We start from the raw sequence: 20,909 nt of genomic DNA on the forward strand, positions 1-20,909 counted from the left end.
GGACAACAGGAGATTATTGAGTTGAGGAAAAAACTTGTCTAAGCAAGATTTAATTGAAATGGAAGGGACTGTCACCGAATCGTTGCCTAATGCAATGTTTCGTGTTGACTTAGATAACGGCTTTAATGTCCTGGCACACATTTCTGGGAAAATTCGCCGTAATTACATCAAGATTTTACCTGGCGATCGCGTCAAAGTTGAATTAACACCCTACGACTTAACCAAAGGTAGAATCACCTATCGCCTGCGGAAGAAATAAAATCAATAACAGAGAATCTTACCATACATAAATCAACTGGTCTTTTTCTAGTTACATAACTGAAATATTTCTTCTAGAAATGCTATAATTTACTATTTGGAGTCAATTTTAAAGGCATGAAAGTCAGAGCCTCAGTTAAGAAAATTTGTGAAAAGTGCAGCGTGATCAAGCGTCGTGGTCGCGTGATGGTGATTTGTGAAAATCCCAAACACAAACAACGCCAAGGATAGAAACTATCTATCAAAGCAAAGTTAAACCCGCGACAATTCAACGGCTAAGGCCACGATATCGCACTTTGCTAACTGCAACTACGAAAACAATAGGGAGAGATTCATTGTGGCACGGATTTCCGGCGTAGACCTTCCCCGCGATAAGCGGGTAGAAATTGGTCTAACATACATTTACGGAATTGGCTTAACTAGATCACATCAAATTCTCGCAGCTACTGGCGTAAATCCAGATATCCGCGTAAAAGACCTATCTGATGCTGATGTAGCCGCTCTCAGAGGAGAAATCGAAAGCAACTATCAGGTTGAAGGAGATTTACGCCGCTTAGAAGGACTAAATATTAAGCGTTTGATTGATATTGGCTGCTACAGAGGGCGTAGACACCGCATGGGCTTACCAGTGCGTGGGCAAAGAACCCGTACCAACGCTAGAACCAGACGTGGTAGAAGACAAACAGTGGCTGGTAAGAAGAAAGCCCCTGGCAAATAATTTTTCTAAACTTGCTGCAATTAGCAAGTTGTACCTTAAATTCACTAAAGAAATATGGCCAGACAACCAACGAAAAAATCCGGGAGCAAAAAGCAGAAACGGAACGTACCCAATGGGGTTGCCTACATTCAGTCTACCTTCAACAATAGCATTGTCACGATTACCGATCAAAATGGAGATGTTATCTCCTGGGCAAGTGCTGGTTCTAGTGGATTTAAAGGGGCAAAAAAGGGAACTCCCTTTGCTGCACAAACCGCTGCTGAAAGCGCAGCTAGACGAGCCACAGACCAAGGAATGCGGCAAATCGAAGTCATGGTGAGTGGTCCCGGTGCAGGTAGAGAAACCGCTATTCGGGCGCTTCAAGGTGCAGGATTGGAAATTACACTCATTCGAGATATTACCCCAATTCCCCACAACGGTTGCCGTCCACCCAAGCGCCGTCGAGTTTAAACAGAACCTATTGGGTAATCAAGCCAAAAGCTAGAACCCTTGGGAAATCATCAACAATGCCCTCTGTGGCTGGTAATTTTGAACTATTTTCCCCAAGCGAATACTTGTTGAATTTAGACGCGTGGGGTAAATAAGTTCGCTTTCAAGAAAATTTGAGAAGCAATTAATTTGTCTTCTAGCAGCACCTTAACAAGGGAGGCTACTCCGTGGCTCAGTTTCAAATTGAATGTGTAGAGTCTAATGCTGAGGAAAGTCGGAGCTATTACAGTAAGTTCGTTCTAGAACCCCTAGAGCGCAGTCAAGGGACAACTGTTGGTAACGCGTTGCGGCGGGTTTTACTTTCTAACTTAGAAGGGACATCAGTAACAGCGGTGAGAATTGCTGGTGTTAGCCATGAGTTTGCGACAGTTCCAGGGGTAAGAGAAGACGTACTAGAAATCCTCATGCGAATGAAGGATGTCATTCTCAAGAGTTATTCTTCTCAACCCCAAATTGGTCGCTTACTCGTGAACGGACCAGCAACAGTTACTGTAGCGCATTTCGACTTACCTAGTGAAGTAGAAGTGATTGACCCGACCCAGTATATCGCCACCATTGCTGAAGGTGGAAAACTGGAAATGGAATTTCGGATTGAGAAAGGCAAAGGCTACAGGACTGTAGAACGAGGCAGAGAAGAAGCCACATCTTTGGATTTTCTCCAAATTGACTCAGTGTTTATGCCCGTACGGAAAGTCAACTATAGTGTTGAAGAAACCCGTGACGATGGTTCTTTGAAAGACCGACTACTGTTGGAAGTATGGACTAATGGTAGTATTTCTCCTCAAGAAGCACTATCATCTGCCGCTGGAATTTTGGTAGATTTATTCAACCCACTGAAAGATATCTCCTTAGAACCAACGGATACAGGTTCAGATATCCCAGATGATCCCACCGCGCAAATTCCGATTGAAGAATTACAGTTATCTGTCAGAGCTTATAACTGTCTCAAACGCGCTCAAGTAAATTCCGTAGCCGACTTATTGGATTACACCCAAGAAGACCTTTTAGAAATCAAAAACTTTGGTCAAAAGTCAGCGGAAGAAGTAGTGGAAGCTTTACAGCGTCGCTTAGGTATTACTTTACCTCAAGAAAGAAGCTCTAAGCCTAGCTAAATCAAAACCATTAATAATTCACTCTTTGCATTATTATGCGCCATCGTTGCCGAGTCAAAAAACTTAGTAAACCAGCGGATCAACGTCGCGCTCTTCTCAGAGCTTTGACAACAGAGTTGGTACGTCATGGTCGAATTACTACAACTTTAATCAGAGCTAAAGTTGTCCGCAGTGAAGTAGATAAAATGATTACCCTAGCTAAAGATGGCTCTTTAGCATCACGTCGAAAGGCGTTAGGTTATATCTACGACAAAACTCTGGTTCATGCACTATTCGAGCAAGCCCCAACTCGGTATGCTGACCGTCAAGGTGGTTATACTCGCATTCTGCATACCGTCCCCCGTCGCGGTGATCATGCTGAAATGGCGATTATTGAACTAGTTTAAAGTTATTAGTCATTAGTCATTGGTCATTGGTCAGTAGCAAATAAAAAACAACTGACAACTGACAACTGACGACTGACAAACAACTATGTTAGAAAGCAGCCAGCATAATTCTACTCAGCGAGTAGCCTTGGTTATTCAGTACATAGGTACTCATTTTCACGGCTGGCAAAGACAAAAAGGACAGCGCACTGTCCAAGAAGAGATAGAAACAGCTATAGCCACTGTTCTAGGGTATCATGTGACACTCCACGGAGCAGGTAGAACTGATTCTGGAGTCCATGCTGCCGCTCAAGTAGCCCATTTTGAAGCTACAGGTTCAATTCCTGCTCACAGGTGGGCAAAGGTTCTCAATGGCTATTTGCCCCCAGGGATATTGATCAGGGCATCAGCAGGTGTAAGTGAAAGTTGGCACGCTCGTTTTAGCGCAGTTTACCGACGATATCGCTACACTATCTATACTGAAAATTTACCGAATTTATTCGCGCAACCTTTCAGTTGGCATTATTATTATGCCCCCTTGGATGAAGCCTTAATTACATCTGCCCTGAAACCGCTACTGGGAAAACACCATTTATCTGCTTTTGAACGGGCTGGGTCAGCGCGATCGCATTCCTGGGTAGAAGTGCAAGCTGTAGAATGCCGTCGTAGTGGAGCATTTATCCATATTGAAATTCAGGCTAATGGATTTTTATATGGCATGGTGAGGCTATTAATCGGAATGGTAGTACAAGTAGGTTCTGGTCAGCGGACTCTAGATGACTTCACCGACATCTGGCAACAAGAACGCCGGGAAGAAGTGAAATATTCTGCACCTGCTCACGGGTTATGCTTGTTGAGAGTCGGTTATCCCGATTTTCCCTTTCCCCCAAAAATTTGGTATGACACCCAACCATACCTAGTCATGGATCATGACAACTGACAATTGACAACTGACAATTGACAACTGACAACTGACAACTGACAACTAACAACTGACAACTGACAACTGACAAAAAAAATGAGTAAAACCTACCTTCCCCCTCAAGCATCTATTGAGCGCGATTGGTACTTAGTAGACGCTACAGATAAACGTCTGGGTCGTCTTGCTACCGAAGTTGCAATGATCCTCAGAGGCAAAAAGAAACCTGAATTTACACCCCATATGGATACAGGGGATTTTGTCATTATTATCAATGCTGAGAAAGTGGCAGTTACAGGTAAAAAGCGCACCCAAAAAGTTTACCGTCGTCATTCCGGCCGTCCTGGTGGGATGAAAACAGAAACTTTCGCTAAGTTGCAACAGCGCTTACCCGAAAGAATCCTTGAACACGCTATTAAAGGTATGTTACCTAAAAATAGTTTGGGTAAGCAATTATTTACCAAGCTGAAAGTGTATGCAGGCCCAACTCATCCTCATGCAGCACAACTACCCAAAGAAATCACAATTAGTACAATTCCTGGAGAAAATTAATGCAAGTAGCAGAAACTACTAGCGGTCGTGCCGTTTACTGGGGTACTGGTCGCCGTAAATGTTCAGTTGCTAGTGTCCGTCTAGTTCCCGGTGAAGGGAAAATGACTGTTAATGGCAAAGATGGAGATTTGTATTTCCAATTCAATCCCAACTACTTAGGAGCTATTAAAGCACCTTTGGAAACCTTGGGATTAGAAAGCGAATACGACATTTTGGTGAAAGCCGAAGGTGGTGGCTTAACTGGACAGGCTGATTCTATTCGTCTAGGAGTTGCCCGCGCTTTGTGTCAACTTGACCCAGATAACCGTTCACCGCTGAAAACTGAAGGTTATTTAACTCGTGACCCACGAGCTAAAGAACGGAAGAAATACGGTTTGCACAAAGCCCGCAAAGCACCTCAATACTCCAAACGTTAAGATAGGAGTCAGGAGTCAGGAGTCAGGAGTTCAGAAGGAAAAACTTTTACCCAGTCCCCAGTCCCCAGTCCCCAATCCCCAATCCCCAGTCCCCAATCCCCAGTCACAATTTATATAGATTCGCAACAAAAAACAATGGCTAAACCTGATATTCATCCCAAATGGTATCCAGACGCTAAAGTCTACTGTAATGGTCAAGTTATTATGACCATTGGTGCTACCAAACCAGAATTACACGTAGATGTTTGGTCTGGAAATCACCCCTTTTACACTGGTACTCAGAAAATGATTGATACTGAAGGCCGTGTAGAACGCTTCCTCCGTAAATATGGTATGTCCAGCACTCAAACTGAAACTGAAACTCAAACTGGCGACGATAATCAAAAGTAGCTGGTTGGCTGTAACTATTGATAGCATGGCGGAAGCCATAGACGACCCTGCATAGTGCTGGGTCGCTTGTCATTTAATGCAGTAGCCCACTTGTTATTTTTTAGGAGCTTATGTAGTCATCATGGCAGAAATATATTTACTGGATAAACTTAAATCTGTTGAACAAACATTTAATGAATTAACACGCCGTTTAGCCGATCCTGATACCGCTAGTAATCCTGATGAGTATCAAAAAATTGCCAAGTCTCGTTCTTCCTTGGAAGAGGTAGTTGATACCTATGAAACTTGGAAAACAACCCAAGATGAATTAGTAGGAGCGCGTCAGATCCTCAAAGAGTCAAATAGCGATCTAGAGTTGCAACAAATGGCAGCATTGGAAGTCAGCGAACTAGAGGAAAAGCTGGAATATCTAGAAAATCGCTTAAAAGTGTTGCTGATACCCCGTGACCCCAACGATGATAAAAATATCATGTTGGAAATTCGCGCTGGGACTGGTGGTGATGAAGCGAGTATTTGGGCGGGAGATTTACTGCGGATGTATTCTCGCTATTCTGATGTCCAAGGTTGGAAGGTGAAGCTAGTCAGCGAATCCTTGGGAGAAATGGGCGGGTTTAAAGAAGTAATTCTAGAAATTCAAGGTGATAGTGTTTATAGTAAGCTGAAGTTTGAATCTGGTGTGCATCGTGTTCAGCGTGTACCAGCAACGGAATCGGGAGGAAGGGTTCACACTTCGACGGCGACTATAGCGATTATGCCAGAAGTGGATGAGGTGGAAATCCATATTGACCCGAAAGATATTGAAATGAGTACGGCGCGTTCTGGTGGTGCGGGTGGACAAAACGTGAATAAGGTGGAAACTGCGGCTGATTTGTTCCACAAACCCACTGGGATTCGGATTTTCTGTACTGAAGAACGAAGTCAGTTGCAGAATAAAGAACGGGCGATGCAAATCCTCCGGGCTAAGTTGTATGAGTTGAAATTGCGAGAACAACAAGATGCTGTGACTTCCATGCGGCGATCGCAAGTCGGGACTGGTTCTCGTTCGGAAAAAATTCGTACTTACAATTATAAAGATAGCCGGGTGACTGACCATCGTTTAGGTCAAAATTTTACCCTTAACCCTGTTTTGGAAGGTGATATAGAGACGGTAATTCAATCTTGTATATCGCAAGATCAACAAGAACGGTTAGCAGAATTAGCCGCTTCTGGTTCTAGTAGCTAATTTACTTCCTAAATATCTAGAAAACCGCTTGTTGTTATTTTTTGGACTTACAGGCGGTTTTCTTATGGGAATGGGAAGCATTGATTGCTTTTATTCCTCATTTTCATTATTTATTAATAAATAGCTATATGTAATACTTTTTTCTCTTTGAGAGTTATTGTTTCATTGAAAAGGTTGCTGGAAAAAGTATAATCACTTGTAAACTTCCTAAAAGCGGTATTGTAAAAACTACGAAGAATAAAGGATATAAAAGTATTTGGTGAAATAGGGGAACAAACAGGTATTCTACAGTTTTCAAATTGCCCTAACGTTAAATGGCATTTCGGGTGATCTAACTCCTGATGGTTATCTGGATCATAATCAAATCTAATTGGTATAGGTAATATATTTCTTGCTATTATATCCGCATATATTTCTTCTGTTTCATAAATTTCAGGATTATTTTGAAAGTCTTCTAAAAATGGTGAGGGTAAAAAGGCAAGCCTATGTGAAACCAATTCAGAATTTTTATAGGTGTACAAAAGTTGTATTAATGCACCATCAACCATCTTAAAATTGTAGTTTTTACCCTTGTCTAATTCCTGATATATTTGTTTGTACTCAATGTTTTTTAATGCTATTGAAAGATCCTGTATACCAGAATATGCAATCTCATAACTATCTTTACCAATAGATACACATGACGGAAAATTTTGTCGTTCAGACAAACTCATTTGTATTAGTTTTGTAGTAATAGTCTGAATTTCTTCAAGAATTTTTTGATGACTAATCATTTTTATGAAATAAGGTCTTTTAATTTTTCCATTTCCTCTTGGAAATCTTCTTTTTGTATTGCACCTGTTTCTAAACCTTGAACTAACTCTTTTATCTTCTTCCGTTGCTTTGTAATATTTTCCCGTTCTTTAGAATTTATATCTCTATTGATAACATTCATATTTTTTCGCTCATTGTCTGTAGGATAAGTAAATCCCAGAACAAAGTTTCTTCTTTTAACTTCTTCAAATTCTTGTACTAAACCTCTCATATCTTCACCGTAACCTAATACTCTGATCCAAGCTTTACTTCTGGTAATAGCAGTAAATAAAATATTTCTCTTTCTAGCAAGTTCTGAACCAGAGAAACATTCATGAGCATTTATAACATACACCATTGCAGCTTCATTTCCTTTTGCTCTATAGATTCCTGTGAAAGTAATTTCTTTATCACCAAAAAAATCATCTGGTGAACTTGCTACTCCAGTCAGTTTAGAGTTAATTCCTCTGTCCTTTAATAAAGCTCTAGGATTTCCAACAGCACTACGGGTTGTAAGCGGGTTACAGTGAATTATCATAATATCATCATATTTTAATTCATCTTCGCCAATATTTTTCTCTATTTCGTTTACTAACCATTCCATTTGCTCATGGTCGTTATTAAATGACTTAAACATAATTAAGTCGTTAATATCTGAGTGAGATTCTAGAAATTTTGGACTAGTATTTTCATTTCTAGCAAGCTTCACAGGTTTACCATCTTCTAAATTTCCTTCTTCTATTTCATAACCAATATCTGTCCACAATTCTGCATTATCAAACATTTGGATTAATCCCCCTTTTCTATATATTCCAAAACCTAATGCGTGAGCAGAAGTTAGAAGTGGACGAGAATTTCTATAGCATTTCTCTAAAATAATATCCTGTTTGGGTTCTCCTGATTTATTTTGAAGTTTAACATAAGGATTACCATAACTGTCATTTCCGAAAATTTCTGCCGGTGACTCCATTGTTTTATTGCTAAGACTTTGTAGTTCATCATAAGCATAAATTAATCTTTTAGGTTTCTTTAAGATGTTGTAACAAAGTTGTAGAAAATGTTTAGAAAAGTCTTGAGCTTCGTCAATTAATATTGCATCAAAATACTGCTCAAAGCCGCTAATTTTATCAAGTGCTTCCTCACAAACTGCATCAAATTCTTGACCATATAAACGAGCCATTTGTTTGCCTGCATTTAGGTCTCTATATTCAATATTATGCCTTTTACACACTTCATAGTAAATTCCCTCTATTAAAGGATTTCCCCAGGCATGAATGATTTTAACTTTTTCCCAATCTGGTTCTTCACCTATCTGCTCAATAGCAAAAGTGTTTATAAAGTGCTTAAATTGATTTTTTAATGAACGAGTATTAAAGGTAACGGCAATATTCCAATCAGGATGTTTTGCGTGTAAATATGCAACTTTAAGAGCCAATACTATAGTTTTGCCTGAACCAGCAAGACCTCTAATCCTCTGCACACCTTCAACAGTTTCAATCACAGCAGCACTTTGATCATGATCTAAATTAGCAATAGAATCTTCAAGCCTTTTTAGTTTTGCACCTCTTGAATCTTCTCGTTTAACATAATTACGCTGGTTTCTTTTTCTAATAGTCGTTATAGCTTGTATGACTGAGTTAAGATGCTCAAAATATTGACTATTTTCCCAATGTTGAAAGTTTAAATAATCTTCTAATTCAGCCTCTTTAGTTACTACGATATAATCTTCTGAAAGATTATTTGGTTTATTAATCAATGTAGGTGCAAATGTGACTACATTTATAGCCACCATTAGTTTCCTACCTTTATTAAGATTTGTGTTTCCCTTAAGTTTAGATTCAAGTTTGTTGAAACTTTCATCTTGTCCATTTTGTATTATATTTATGTCAGTATCAGTTCCTTCGATAATATTAAAAATAACCACACCATGCTCTTTAGATACTAAAAGTGCATCAATTGGATAACCACCTTGAGAAGTGCCTATGATTGGATATCCTAGATATAAACTTCCAGTAATATCGCGTTTACTTTCAAAGTAGTTTGCTAGTCTTCTAGATGAAGCTGGCTTGTTATTTACATCACCTCGGATTACATTAACCATATTGTTGATCTCTATTATTTTTGAATTTGGAGTAATCATCCTGTTTTGTGGATGATTTTTTCTAACTAGATTCCATTCTAACTAAATTGTTGAGCATAACAAACACCGTGCTTATCCCCCTTCTAATTCTAACAATTTCTCATGACTCCCGATTCGCCTATTTTTTTTGAAAACAGCTTCCTGTGCAGAAATTTCACCTCGAACTACACGCAGCGCATGAGTTAGAAGGGAAAAAGGTACGGTTGTAACTGCACCCACAGCAGCCCTGCTTTTAGATATATCCTGTAAATTGACGTGGTGAATCTTGGTTGTTGCAGCAGCATTGACAGCAGAGTTACGTTGGGAATCTTCAGACATGGATAATTACCTTTTTATATTTGACAGAAGCGTTTAATAAAATAAATTATACTCAATACAGCAATAATTGACTACTGCTCAAAATAAATCTATAGTCAGTTTAAATAAAATGGTTGTACTAGAGAAATACACGATGCAATTTAGTCAAAACGAAATAATGTAGAAACACTGTCATCGTCAATCTGACATTTCCACAGAAAGAATGATAAAATAGTTTGTGAATAAAGTCTTTGTTTGTTCCTATTCTCAATTCAATTTACAGGGAATATAAATAATTATGCTATCAGTTGAAGAATTAATTTACGAAGCCTTGTCTTTACCCAGTTCTAGCCGAGTATTTTTAGTAGAAAAACTAATTGAAAGTCTAGAATCTGATATTGATGAAAATATCCAAAAGACTTGGAACACAGAAGCTAAAAAACGCCGGGATGAAATAAGAAATCATACCGTTGAGCCAATTTCTGGAGAAATAGCTTTAGCTCAAATCAGACAAATTTTAGAAAGATGAAAAATGAAATATAATTTCCATCCGGCTGCATTAACAGAATACTCAGAAGCAGTCCAATTTTATGCAGAAAATGAAATTGAAACAGCACAAAATTTTATCAACGCTGTTGAAGATGCCATTTTCCGAATTATTGAATCACCTAAACGCTATCCGGTTACTGATGAAGATATTCGTCGGTGTTTAGTGCATAAATTTCCCTATGGAATACTCTATACCATAGAAGATGAATACATTCTAATTGTAGCAGTTATGCACTGTAGTCGCAAACCAAAATATTGGCAAGATCGCATTTAATAGCAACTATCACATAAAAGTTGGCAAAGGTATAATCTTGAGTAGAAGTTTCTACAATTTTTATCCTATCCTGTAACTTTTATCCCTGCTCGAAATTCCCGCAGCGCTTGAGCATGATTTTCTATATTAACACAACGCATCAATAAACCTACATCTAAACTCGGTAAAAGTTGCGATTTACTAACAGCCTCATAACCATCATTTCCTAAACTATAAAACAATAATTCATCATTCATCCAAAACCAAACTTCAGGAATTTGTAACCGTTTATATGCTTCTAGTTTATTAATTCCTCCACTACTAACAACCACCTCAATTACTAAATCAGCACGTTTGCTATTTGCTCCCAATTCATAAGATTTATCGCCTTCTTTTTTAACTTTTTCAAATTCATTTTCTAGGGTAACAGAACCAGTAGGAGTAAAATCTAATTCCAAAAATTCTAAATAAATTTCTAGTAAAGCCCCAATACGTTCTTTGATAGTTTCGTGTTTTTTTCCTGGCATTTTCCGAATCTCCAATACTCCATCTAAAAAAGATAACCTTAACCCTGGGCGCTCAATTAGCTGTTCAACAGCTTTAAATTCTCTCCAGGTTAAGTCGCTAATTAAAATAGGTTCTGCTTCTCGTTCAATGAGTGTAGTTATCATAATTTAAACCCAAATTTAGAGATTGAATTTTGCTCAACGCGAAATAATATAAAAACACAGTCTCATGAAAAACATCATGCAAGCATACGAACTCAAAGGAAAAATTGATCAATCTGGTAACTTGCTGATTACCGAACCCGTCAATTTCCCCCCCCGGAAATGTGGAAATTGTAGTCTGGACAGCTACAGATAACCTTGATCATACCACAGCCCCAACCAGTGAACCAGTACCAGAAACACCTAAAAGACGAACTACAGCACTTCCCGATGTTATGAGGTACAAGAACCCCACCCCCAACCCCCTCCCCGCAAGCGATGAGGGGGCTAAGATGTACCTCATAAGAGCGGAAACCGCTGTAAAATCAAAGCCTTGCAAAACTGGTTTGAAAAAACCCAACCAGCACCACCTGATTTTGATCCAGAACAAGCCAAATGGGGATATTTAACAGAGAAACATAACCAACTCTCCTAGACTGACTTAAAATAGAACTAGCATAAGGTATGATTTACTTGATTAGGAGGTTCTATAATGACTTTACAGGAAATTATTAATTCTATAGAAAGTTTACCGACAGAAGATCGAGAGTATTTATTTGAGTTTCTACAAAAGCAACGAATTGGTAAAAAACGGACTCAAATTTTAACTAATGCGGAGGAACTTAAACAGGCTTTTAATAATGGTACAGCAAAGAGAGGAAGTGTTGATGATTTTGTCGCTGATTTACTAGGAAATGATGATGGAAGTTGTCTGGAGTAGTGGTCTAACTCAGTTAATATCAGCCTTAAGGACTAAATATCTTAAACCACTTATTTAAAACTGTATTGATTGTTTGTTTAATTTGATGGTTGCGATTCCATCTTTGAAAGGCGATTTCGTAATCTTCACCTTGGGTTTGAAAAGTATTCCAAATATCTAAGGATATGGCTAATCCGCAACCTAGTAAGATATAAAGTGACCAAGAAATACCGCCACTAATGGCATCCATAGCTAGGAAAAAAATATTAATAATTGCGTAATTTCCTAACCGTTTCTTAAATTTACTTTGACGATAAAGATTAAAAGTTTTACGTTGTTCAACTTCGCTTTGTTTGACTAACCAATCTCGTTCCGCTTGTTGCAATGTATCAGGTGATATTTGTAACTCTGTGGCAATTTCCACTATCTGCTGATAGGAAAATTCCTGATCATTATCGTCTACTTGACGAGCGATCGCTAATTGCAGAATTTGCTGGACATCATCTTGACTGTAGGAACGCAGGCTGTCAGAGTTAAATGCTGTCATAATTGTTGCTCAAATAATAGTTTTAATAGAGAACCACGCTACCATCAGCAATATTTACACCATTTCTAGGTTAGCAAATTTAAACCAATCTGGTGTTCAATTAGTTATGGTTGGGAAAAAGATATATAGCCGTTATTAGATGAGGCAAGGGCGCAGGGGCTGCGCTCCTACGGGTTTTCAAGCAGCATTATTATGAAAACTTTTTTATTCATCTCCTGTGGAATCTAATTTAGCCACGCATAAGAGATTATTCAAGGCAATCGTTAATCATACATATATCCATTACCAAGAAGTCAAAAAATTCCATCCTTCTTTTTCGTCTCCTTCCTCTTCTCCTTTTGAAGTGTTGACATTTTCTCCTTGAAGTACATGATTGTATTCTCCTGAATCAACCCATTTTAATAATTCCCCTGTCCGCATCACTAACCAAGAAAGATTAGAATCTGAATAACTTAATATTTTCGTAACTTGATCTAAACCATCAACACTATTAGCAGCAAATTCGCGGGATTGAACGAGGAAATCTTCGATCACATGAGGAGTTAAATACTCTTCTGGTAAACCGGCAAGTTTCATCAGTGCGGTAGTTGCCACATCAATATCCTGACAAGCTAATAAACCAGCCCGGTCAGCAGTGAACTTTGCCATCATTACCCAATTATATAATGCTAATTCTACACCACTAGCTATCAATCCTCCTAACCCTAATGTGGTACTGCTGATCCATATCTTTAATACTGGCATCACAATTGACATTTGATGATAAATCATGTGCTGACTTTTAATTCGAGCAATTTCGTATCCAAAAATAAACAGCAATTCATCATAATTTAACCATTCCATTGCTTCTATATTAATACCAACAATAGGTTTTTCTACGCCAATAATATAGGTTTGAATATGTCCTGTACCTCGAAATAAATACAATTCAGGAATAGTTGTCACATCCAGAATTTGGCAAGCTTCTAACAATGGTTGATACAATTGGGGAAAATTCCGAGGTGTGACTCTGATTTCACTAGCAATACTTTGTAATCTCAGTAAACGATCAATACCATATTCGTTGACTTTTTTGAGTAAAGGAGAAAGACCAGGCATATTTTGCAAAGAAGCTAAGGCTTTTTTATCGAAGGGGTGTTCGTAAGTTTGTGAAGTAAGTCCAGTTAATATTTTTTTTGTCATGGGTAGTAATTTTAATTAAATCGGTTGATTCGATAGATTCGATAGATTCTATAAAAAAGATAAAATCCAGGGAATAAATTTCCTGTCTCATAGCTAAAGTCGGTTAAAACCAACTATTTTTTCTTTATTTATGCTATTGAGAACATGAAATTTGATTTTTAGTTATAGGACTTTCGCAAAACAGAATCAAATTGTAGGTAATACCCTGCGGGAAGCAAGCTACATGAATTACCCTTACACAAGAATAAGGCATAGTGATCTTGACATTACTTATCCTGGATTAATGTATAACATCATCAGTATATATTGGATTTTCCAATTATATCTTACGTATATTCTTATCTTTATGCCAGTTAAATATGTGGCATAGTTAATTATATTTTTAACTACAGACTATGTATTAATAGAGGTCAGTTATAAGTCACGATAAGTCAGTGCTTCTCAGTACGGAAGTCAGTCAGCAGTTGAGTATGTTGAATAAACATAACATTTTTAGAGCTAATAAACAGAAGGTTTTGTACTCATGGCAAATTCCTATCAATACACCACAGTTGAATCATCAGGTAACACTAAATTAGTTAAAGATACCACCAACAAATTCTTTGCTCCTATTTTCGGCATAGATACCAATGGTGATGGTTATATTGGTAGTCCTGCTGGCAATCCTTATATCTCAATTGAATCATCAGGTAACACTAAATTAGTTAAAGATACCACCAACAAATTCTTTGCTCAGGTGGGGCAAACTATCCCAACTGCTATTAACAATGGTGGACAACAAATCTTTCAAAATATTTACGCAGGATGGCAAACCCTAGCAGCGGAAACTGTGAATAGTCAAAACCAAGTTCTCTGGAAGAATACCGCCGGAGACTATCTGCATATTTGGCGTTTAGATAATAACTGGAATTGGGTTTCTTCTGAAGGAAAATTTGCATTAAATTCTGCGGCAGCTTTCACTCAAGAAACTAATTTTGGCATAGATACCAATGGTGATGGTATTATTGGCAGTCCTTACACCACAGTTGAATCATCAGGTAACACTAAATTAGTCAAAGATACCGCTAATAAGTTCTTTGCCCAAGTGGGAACAAATACCCCAACTGCTATTAACAATGGTGGACAACAAATCTTTCAGGGCAAAATTAGCAGCCTTTGGTTCAGATTATGCTGCTCAATTCAGTTTTGGACAAAGAACTTTGGCTCTACCGGACTTAGTATGCTAAACTGGAGGGAACAGGGAACAGGAAGAATGTCAGATATTAATGACTTTAAAGACTTAATAATTTGGCAAAAAGGAATGGATATTGCTCAAAGATGCTATTTCCTCACTAAACTTTTTCCCAAAGATGAGTTATATGGTATGGTTCAACAAATTAGAAGAAGTGCTGTATCTATTCCAGCTAATATATCCGAAGGATATGGACGAAGATATAGAGGAGAATATATAAGATTTTTAAACATAGCTCAAGGGTCAGTTAATGAATTAGAAACTCATCTAATTTTATCTCACCGAGTAGGATTATGTTCAGAAAAAGATGTAGAAATGATTCTTAATTTATTAAAAAAAGAAAGTAGAATGATTATTAGTCTTATTAAAAAACTAGAAAATTAAAATTTTTCCCCTGTTCCCAGTTAAGAGTTCCCTGTTCCCTTCTCTCAATTTCTCGGTTTAGCATAACAAGTACCGAAGAGCCAGAACTTTTGTGGCTATTAATGATGCAATCGTAGGGTTTAATGCTGCTAATGATGCCATCATTGAAGTCACAGGATTAACAGGAACATTGAATGTTAATAATTTTGTGATTGTTTAGGGGATATTCAGCAAACCATCCTGTAATTGATACGATATGTAGGGGTTTAGCACTGCTAAACCCTTACATATATCGAAGTTAAGGTAATTCATGTTGATTTAATATCACTAAAATTAATAATATTGACAGGTTAATTATCACGTTTTCGTCAATTTGTCAATAGTAAATTTTTACTATCTCTCAAATTAGATCATTTCTGAGCAAATCCATGGCTAAAATTGTTGAAGAAACAGCTATTAATTTTGTAAAGTTTTGTATCAGTCGGGGAAAATAATTTCTGAAACTACTGTCAATAAAGGGTTTCAGATTAACATCTTCTAAAAGATCCAAAATTGACAAGAGTAACCCAATTATGAAATTCTCTGAAATTATAGCAAATCGCGGAAAGTATTGCAACCTCGTTGATAAATAGAAAAAATTCTCAATTAATTATTAAGAAAATCTAAAGGCAAATTACTATAAGTTATAAATATCAAAAGTATTCTTAGTTTAGGATAATTTAAACTTATGATAAAGCGATGAAAACTGATCTATCTGAGAAAGAACGCTGGGGATTAAACTATGAGCATATTATTGGATTATAGCGTTTGCAGTAGCGTCTCGTATCCCTTGCGAGAATTTCAGATCCCCGACTTTTCTAAGAAGTCGAGGATCTTATTCTTATGGATCTTATTGTTGAGCATAATACCGGGCATATCTCCCTTCTAATCCTAATAATTCCTCATGATTTCCTGACTCCACAATTTGCCCTTTTTCTAACACCAAAATGCGATCGCACTTCCGCACCGTTGACAATCTATGGGCAATAATTAACACCGTGCGGTTTTCCATTAATCTCTCCAAAGCCTCTTGTACCAAAGCTTCTGATTCCGAATCTAACGCTGATGTGGCTTCATCAAGGATCAATATTTGCGGATTGAGCAGGACTGCACGAGCGATCGCAATTCGCTGTCTTTGTCCCCCGGATAAATTCACACCTCGCTCTCCTACCCAAGTATGATAACCTTCCGGTAGTTGCTGAATAAATTGATCAGCATTAGCAATTTTAGCCGCTGATTCCACTGCGTTAATATCAAAAATATTTTGTCCAAAAGCGATATTTTGGGCAATAGTTCCCGAAAACATAATTGTTTCTTGAGGAACAATCCCAATCTGTTTTCTTAAACTATTTAAAGTCACATCTCGAATATTTACATCATCAATAAAAATGTCCCCAAATTCAGGATCATAAAATCGAGGTAATAGATTCACAAAAGTAGTTTTACCAGCCCCAGAAGCACCAACCAGAGCAATAGCTTGACCTGGCATGACTAATAAACTAATATTATTTAATACAGGTTCTCCTGATTTATAGGCAAAAGTAATATGGCAATATTCAACTTTACCATTAACAGATGGAAGTGTAATAGCATCTGGTTTTTCTAATACCGTTGGTTGAATTGCTAATAACTCAAAAACCCGATCAACTGATGCCTCACCTTGTTTAAATTCATTATAATTATTAGTAGTATGACCAATAGGATCAATTAACAAAGCTGCTGCTGTTAAATAACTAAAAAATTCACCGACAGTTAAATTACGTTGAGATATTTGCCAAGTTCCTACCATTAATAAAGATAACGCACTGAGAGCTTCTAAAAATCCGACAATGGGAATTTGAATAGCCTTTAATCTTTCGACTGAATATTTAGCTTTAAAACTGCGTTCTGCTTCATGACTAAATCTATCAATTTCGTATTTTTCCGCAGCAAAAGCTTGAATCAATCGAATCCCGCTAAAAACTTCCGTTAAAATAGCTGATAAATCAGAAATACGACTTTGACTTTTGAGAGAATATTTCCGTAAACGTTCCCCAAACCAACCAATTAAAATTCCCATAATTGGAGCAACAATTACCGTCGCTAAGGTAAGTTGCCAATTTAAATAAATCATGTAAATGGGAATAGCAATTAATTGCAAAACACAGGGAGTAAAATCATGAAAAAGTTTATTAATAACTTCTCCCACCCTGTCAACATCTTCCGTGAGACGATAAGATAAATCTCCAGCTTTAGCAGTTTCAAAATAGCTGAGATTGAGTTTTTGTAAATGAGTATAAACCTGTTGCCGGAGATAAAAAGCGATTCTTAACGCTGCCTTAGCCATGTATAAATCTTGTACAGACTGAAAAAAGCCGCGCACAAGAAATATAGCAGCACTGATTCCGGCTAATTGAGCGATCGCTAATACATTACCATTCCCGAAGGGAACTGCCAACTTACCCGCGACATTAATCAGGGTTAAAGTTGCCAGTACATATCCCAAAATCCCGACAAAACCCTTAGCAATAGGTTGCCATTGGGTGCGGATATAGGGTAAAAGTTGCCAATAATTAGAACGTGTTTTCAAGTTGTCACATCCACAAAAAATATTTTCCTTTGTTTGACGCTACCAGCTTTTGGTCATATTTGGGAATAGGGATTGGTAAACTGTCATCAAAACAAAGCATTTGATCATTTATTAGCTCTATTTTCTTTAATTATATGAATAACAGATGGCAATAAAGAAACAACAACAATTAAGCCAATTATTGGTAAAAGATACTTATCTAACTGTTCCGCTGGTAAAGTTTTTCCCAGGAAAAATCCTAACAAAGTAATCCCAAATGTCCAAACAAAACCACCGATTAAGTTATAAGACATAAAAGACCGATAGTGCATAGCCCCAATACCTGCTACAATCGGCGCAAAAGTCCTCACAATTGGCATAAATCTAGCTAAGACAATTGTTTTTTTACCATGCTTTTCATAAAAATCTTGAGTTTTCACAATATGTTTTTTACGAAATAACCAAGAATCATCCTTCTCAAATAATTTTCTGCCAAATTTATGCCCTGTAAAATACCCGACATTATCACCTAATACAGCACAAAAAAACGCACCAAAAATCAGTACCCAAATATTTAGCAAGTTTTGAGAAGCAACAAATCCAGCCGTAAATAGTAAACTATCACCAGGGAGAAAAAACCCAATCAATAAACCAGATTCAGCAAAGATAATTCCCCATACTCCAAAATAACCCAGCGATTTAATTAATTCCGGTAAATTAAAGTGCATAAAATCCGATTTGCTTAAGAAGTTGCATTCAACATTTTAACGTTCATAAATTATAAAAATACCAAATAATATTAAGTTTAGATAAAATTATTTTATATTCAAGAGATATTGGGGTAAAGGCGAAAAATGGCAAGATATTTAAAAGTGTTGAGATTATTTTGGAGTGCTGCCATTGCGGCAGAAATGGAATATCGTATTAATTTTATCATTTCTGCTTTCAGTAGCTTAGGTAATTTAATCGGTAGTATCTTTGGCTTATTCCTATTTTACCGCACAGGCTACACTTTTACGGGCTGGTCATGGGACGCAGCTTTAGTAGTCTTAGGAATTTTCACCCTATTACAAGGCTTTTCGGCTACCTTCCTCGCTCCCAACTTAAATCGGATTGTGCGTCATGTCCAAGAAGGGACTTTAGACTTTGTATTATTAAAACCTATTCGTAGTCAGTTTTGGTTATCTATTCATACCCTTTCCCTCTGGGGAATACCAGATTTAATCTTCGGTTTACTCATCATTGGCTACGCTGGTAGAAAACTTAACTTAGGAATTGACAAATACTTACTGACTATTTTTCCCTTGGCTTGCGGTTTAGTCATTCTTTACAGCCTGTGGTTTATCCTCAGCGCAACAAGTATTTGGTTTGTTAAAATATACAACGTCACAGAAGTATTAAGAGGGTTTCTAGATGCTGGAAGATATCCAATTACAGCCTATCCGGCGGCTTATCGCTTCTTCTTTACCTTTATAGTTCCAGTAACTTTTTTAACTACAGTTCCAGCCCAGTCTCTGTTAGGTCAAATTCAGTTTACCTGGTGGCTAGGTGCGGTATTTTTAGCAATTGTCTTATTCTTTATTTCTACTCAGTTTTGGCGATTTGCCCTCCGTTTTTATACCAGTGCTTCCAGTTGATTATACAGCAGGAGTGAGCAGGCAAAAATTAAGATCCCCGACTTCTAACGACAAATCGCAATTTCTAGAGATGATGACAGCAGAAGTCGGGGATTTGGGAAACCTGACGATTACAACATATCTGGATCTTCACCCAATTCTCGTAATCTGGCAGCTAACCTAGCTGCTTTTGCCTTAGCCTCCTCCTCTCGTGCCTTAGCTGCTTCTGCTTGCGATTTAGCTGCTTCTGCTTGCGATTTAGCTGCTTCCTCTGGTAATAAAACTAGATTACCAGCAACATCATAAAACCGCGCCCAAATTGTAGTTTCCCTTTCTACCGTTCCTTCCCAAGTTCCCAACCATAAACCTAAACGTCTACTCCATAGCCAACCATTTTCATTGGGGATTAACGGCTGGTACTTTTGATTATCATCTAAATGCCATCCTTGTAAAGAACGAGGATTAAATGGATCATAGACAAAATAATCCGAGGTACGAAAAGTCTGTTCATAAAGGTCTTTTTTAATACCTTTATCTATTGCTGCTGTAGAAGGTGACATTAATTCCACAATTACATCAGGATAGCGACCATTCTCGTCCCAAACCACCCAACCTTGTCGAGTGTTAGTACCATCAATATTGAGAACAGCGAAGAAATCGGGACCGCGAAAATCACGATTACGAACCTGGGTGCTGCTGTAATAAATAAACATATTGCCCCCAGTAAAATAATCATTGCGATCGCACCAAAGCTGCTGCAATGATCGGATAAGGACATTCATTCCAGTCCGATGTCTATATGATTCCAAGGGTTCACCATCATCAAATATTAAGTCTGTTGGTGGGTCATGGGTTTCACCATCGTCAAACACATAATAAGTGGATGAGTCATGGGCTTCCCTGTCCACAATGGCTAGATTCTTTTCGGTAGTCATGAGTGATTATCGCCTTTTTCATCAAGCCTAAACTTCTATAATAATCTGCCCAGAGCTTTCTCAAAGTCTTTGACTATAGCGGTAATTGCTTAAAATTTATCAAAATTTCCGATTTTATCCAGTAAAATTACAGACAAGCGTATATTATATAGTTTGTCAACTCCTTAAAAGACTTCACAGGTGCAAAATGAGTTCAGAATCTAATGTTAAATTCACAATTACTCTTGCCAATCCAGATTTAGATGCAGAGGAGCAGGAACGGGAAACACGGAATCTGCTGCGAGACATTAATGACTTAGATGTGGAAAGTGCTGGACTTGTAGAAGTGACAGAAATACCAGAAGGAGGTAAATCTGTTGGTGGTTTTTTGGTCGGGGCTTTGCAAGCTGAGGTCACTATTAGTAATTGTTATAAATTGTTGGCATGGTTGGGCGATCGCTTGCGTAACAAAACTATTGAATTGGAAGTTGAAGTCAACGGAAAAAAAGTGAAAGTGAAAGCCAATGGTCAGAAAGAACTAACAGCAGCACTGGAATTAGCACAAAAATTTATCGCAGCTAACTAAGAAA

26 protein-coding genes and 1 pseudogene are annotated in these 20,909 nt (G+C 37.7%); 18 read left to right on the forward strand and 9 right to left on the reverse strand.

The genetic code is table 11. The features are described from left to right. The first annotated feature begins 34 nt into the window (after positions 1-34). The 11 genes from infA to prfA all read left to right on the forward strand — a co-directional run bounded on the left by infA (position 35) and on the right by prfA (position 6,441). Complete coding sequence (gene infA, locus AN490_RS08405) at positions 35-259, forward strand: translation initiation factor IF-1 (protein WP_006276978.1); 225 nt, start codon at positions 35-37, stop codon at positions 257-259. A gap of 116 nt (positions 260-375) precedes the next feature. Continuing rightward, entirely contained in the window at positions 376-489 is a 114-nt protein-coding gene (rpmJ, locus tag AN490_RS08410) for a 50S ribosomal protein L36 (protein WP_015079193.1), read from the forward strand. A 106-nt stretch (positions 490-595) separates the two neighbouring features. Further along, positions 596-976: a 30S ribosomal protein S13 gene (gene rpsM, locus AN490_RS08415; RefSeq protein ID WP_271835784.1), complete on the forward strand. Its 381-nt coding sequence runs from the start codon at positions 596-598 to the stop codon at positions 974-976. Between the two features lie 54 nt (positions 977-1,030). Continuing rightward, a complete protein-coding gene (gene rpsK / locus AN490_RS08420) occupies positions 1,031-1,426 on the forward strand; it encodes a 30S ribosomal protein S11 (protein ID WP_015079191.1) in 396 nt (131 codons plus the stop codon). A 206-nt stretch (positions 1,427-1,632) separates the two neighbouring features. Next, positions 1,633-2,577 carry a DNA-directed RNA polymerase subunit alpha gene (locus AN490_RS08425; RefSeq protein ID WP_015079190.1) on the forward strand — a complete coding sequence of 315 codons (945 nt, stop codon included), beginning with the start codon at positions 1,633-1,635 and terminating at the stop codon, positions 2,575-2,577. A 35-nt stretch (positions 2,578-2,612) separates the two neighbouring features. Further along, the gene (gene rplQ / locus AN490_RS08430; RefSeq protein WP_015079189.1) at positions 2,613-2,963 is read left to right on the forward strand and encodes a 50S ribosomal protein L17; all 351 of its coding nucleotides are present in this window, start codon (positions 2,613-2,615) and stop codon (positions 2,961-2,963) included. An 85-nt stretch (positions 2,964-3,048) separates the two neighbouring features. Then, on the forward strand, positions 3,049-3,882 hold the full coding sequence (gene truA, locus AN490_RS08435; RefSeq protein WP_213717885.1) for a tRNA pseudouridine(38-40) synthase TruA: 834 nt from the start codon (positions 3,049-3,051) through the stop codon (positions 3,880-3,882). Positions 3,883-3,960: 78 nt separating this feature from the next. Continuing rightward, positions 3,961-4,413: a 50S ribosomal protein L13 gene (gene rplM, locus AN490_RS08440; RefSeq protein WP_300001711.1), complete on the forward strand. Its 453-nt coding sequence runs from the start codon at positions 3,961-3,963 to the stop codon at positions 4,411-4,413. Further along, positions 4,413-4,829 carry a 30S ribosomal protein S9 gene (gene rpsI / locus AN490_RS08445; RefSeq protein ID WP_015079186.1) on the forward strand — a complete coding sequence of 139 codons (417 nt, stop codon included), beginning with the start codon at positions 4,413-4,415 and terminating at the stop codon, positions 4,827-4,829. Before rplM ends, rpsI begins: the two co-directional genes overlap by 1 nt. 135 nt (positions 4,830-4,964) lie before the next feature. Next, positions 4,965-5,219, forward strand: coding sequence for a 50S ribosomal protein L31 (rpmE, locus tag AN490_RS08450; RefSeq protein ID WP_015079185.1), 255 nt, complete (start codon positions 4,965-4,967; stop codon positions 5,217-5,219). Positions 5,220-5,340: 121 nt separating this feature from the next. Beyond that, on the forward strand, positions 5,341-6,441 hold the full coding sequence (gene prfA, locus AN490_RS08455) for a peptide chain release factor 1 (RefSeq protein ID WP_300001718.1): 1,101 nt from the start codon (positions 5,341-5,343) through the stop codon (positions 6,439-6,441). Positions 6,442-6,554: 113 nt separating this feature from the next. Here prfA and AN490_RS08460 read toward each other — a convergent pair whose 3' ends face one another. The 3 genes from AN490_RS08460 to AN490_RS08470 form a co-directional block, all read right to left on the reverse strand. Beyond that, positions 6,555-7,214, reverse strand: a complete 660-nt coding sequence (locus AN490_RS08460) for a DUF2290 domain-containing protein (protein ID WP_300001721.1) — start codon at positions 7,212-7,214, stop codon at positions 6,555-6,557. Between the two features lie 2 nt (positions 7,215-7,216). Further along, complete coding sequence (locus tag AN490_RS08465; protein ID WP_300001724.1) at positions 7,217-9,334, reverse strand: ATP-binding domain-containing protein; 2,118 nt, start codon at positions 9,332-9,334, stop codon at positions 7,217-7,219. Between the two features lie 111 nt (positions 9,335-9,445). Beyond that, positions 9,446-9,691: a hypothetical protein gene (locus tag AN490_RS08470; RefSeq protein WP_300001727.1), complete on the reverse strand. Its 246-nt coding sequence runs from the start codon at positions 9,689-9,691 to the stop codon at positions 9,446-9,448. Between the two features lie 277 nt (positions 9,692-9,968). Here AN490_RS08470 and AN490_RS08475 point away from each other — a divergent pair, with 277 nt between their 5' ends. After that, positions 9,969-10,199, forward strand: coding sequence for an addiction module protein (locus tag AN490_RS08475; protein ID WP_300001730.1), 231 nt, complete (start codon positions 9,969-9,971; stop codon positions 10,197-10,199). Positions 10,200-10,202: 3 nt separating this feature from the next. Next, on the forward strand, positions 10,203-10,493 hold the full coding sequence (locus AN490_RS08480) for a type II toxin-antitoxin system RelE/ParE family toxin (RefSeq protein ID WP_300001733.1): 291 nt from the start codon (positions 10,203-10,205) through the stop codon (positions 10,491-10,493). A gap of 65 nt (positions 10,494-10,558) precedes the next feature. Here AN490_RS08480 and AN490_RS08485 read toward each other — a convergent pair whose 3' ends face one another. After that, positions 10,559-11,143: a Uma2 family endonuclease gene (locus AN490_RS08485; protein ID WP_300001736.1), complete on the reverse strand. Its 585-nt coding sequence runs from the start codon at positions 11,141-11,143 to the stop codon at positions 10,559-10,561. Between the two features lie 529 nt (positions 11,144-11,672). Between AN490_RS08485 and AN490_RS08490 the strand changes: the two genes are divergently transcribed. Next, a complete protein-coding gene (locus AN490_RS08490) occupies positions 11,673-11,900 on the forward strand; it encodes a hypothetical protein (protein ID WP_300001739.1) in 228 nt (75 codons plus the stop codon). 25 nt (positions 11,901-11,925) lie between these two features. Here the strand turns inward: AN490_RS08490 and AN490_RS08495 are convergent, their stop codons facing one another. Then, positions 11,926-12,426 (reverse strand): 2TM domain-containing protein, encoded by a 501-nt coding sequence (locus tag AN490_RS08495; protein WP_300001741.1) that lies wholly within the window; start codon positions 12,424-12,426, stop codon positions 11,926-11,928. A 282-nt stretch (positions 12,427-12,708) separates the two neighbouring features. After that, positions 12,709-13,608 carry a M48 family metallopeptidase gene (locus AN490_RS08500; RefSeq protein ID WP_300001744.1) on the reverse strand — a complete coding sequence of 300 codons (900 nt, stop codon included), beginning with the start codon at positions 13,606-13,608 and terminating at the stop codon, positions 12,709-12,711. Positions 13,609-14,131: 523 nt separating this feature from the next. Between AN490_RS08500 and AN490_RS08505 the strand changes: the two genes are divergently transcribed. Continuing rightward, a complete protein-coding gene (locus tag AN490_RS08505) occupies positions 14,132-15,223 on the forward strand; it encodes a four helix bundle protein (protein WP_300001746.1) in 1,092 nt (363 codons plus the stop codon). 88 nt (positions 15,224-15,311) lie between these two features. Beyond that, a pseudogene (locus tag AN490_RS08510) lies at positions 15,312-15,422 on the forward strand (bluetail domain-containing putative surface protein); the annotation flags it as partial. A 669-nt stretch (positions 15,423-16,091) separates the two neighbouring features. Here AN490_RS08510 and AN490_RS08515 read toward each other — a convergent pair. Together AN490_RS08515 and AN490_RS08520 are read right to left on the reverse strand one after the other, a co-directional pair. After that, complete coding sequence (locus tag AN490_RS08515; RefSeq protein ID WP_300001749.1) at positions 16,092-17,810, reverse strand: ABC transporter ATP-binding protein; 1,719 nt, start codon at positions 17,808-17,810, stop codon at positions 16,092-16,094. A gap of 104 nt (positions 17,811-17,914) precedes the next feature. After that, a complete protein-coding gene (locus AN490_RS08520; protein WP_300001752.1) occupies positions 17,915-18,517 on the reverse strand; it encodes a VTT domain-containing protein in 603 nt (200 codons plus the stop codon). 126 nt (positions 18,518-18,643) lie between these two features. Here AN490_RS08520 and AN490_RS08525 point away from each other — a divergent pair, with 126 nt between their 5' ends. Further along, the gene (locus AN490_RS08525) at positions 18,644-19,426 is read left to right on the forward strand and encodes an ABC transporter permease (protein WP_300001755.1); all 783 of its coding nucleotides are present in this window, start codon (positions 18,644-18,646) and stop codon (positions 19,424-19,426) included. Between the two features lie 110 nt (positions 19,427-19,536). Here AN490_RS08525 and AN490_RS08530 read toward each other — a convergent pair whose 3' ends face one another. Then, positions 19,537-20,340, reverse strand: a complete 804-nt coding sequence (locus AN490_RS08530) for a Uma2 family endonuclease (protein ID WP_300001758.1) — start codon at positions 20,338-20,340, stop codon at positions 19,537-19,539. 187 nt (positions 20,341-20,527) lie between these two features. Between AN490_RS08530 and AN490_RS08535 the strand changes: the two genes are divergently transcribed. Then, positions 20,528-20,905, forward strand: coding sequence for a hypothetical protein (locus AN490_RS08535; RefSeq protein ID WP_300001760.1), 378 nt, complete (start codon positions 20,528-20,530; stop codon positions 20,903-20,905). The last annotated feature ends 4 nt before the right edge of the window (positions 20,906-20,909 follow it).

The organism is Anabaena sp. AL09, assembly GCF_001672255.1.
In the GTDB taxonomy this organism is placed as follows: domain Bacteria; phylum Cyanobacteriota; class Cyanobacteriia; order Cyanobacteriales; family Nostocaceae; genus Dolichospermum; species Dolichospermum lemmermannii.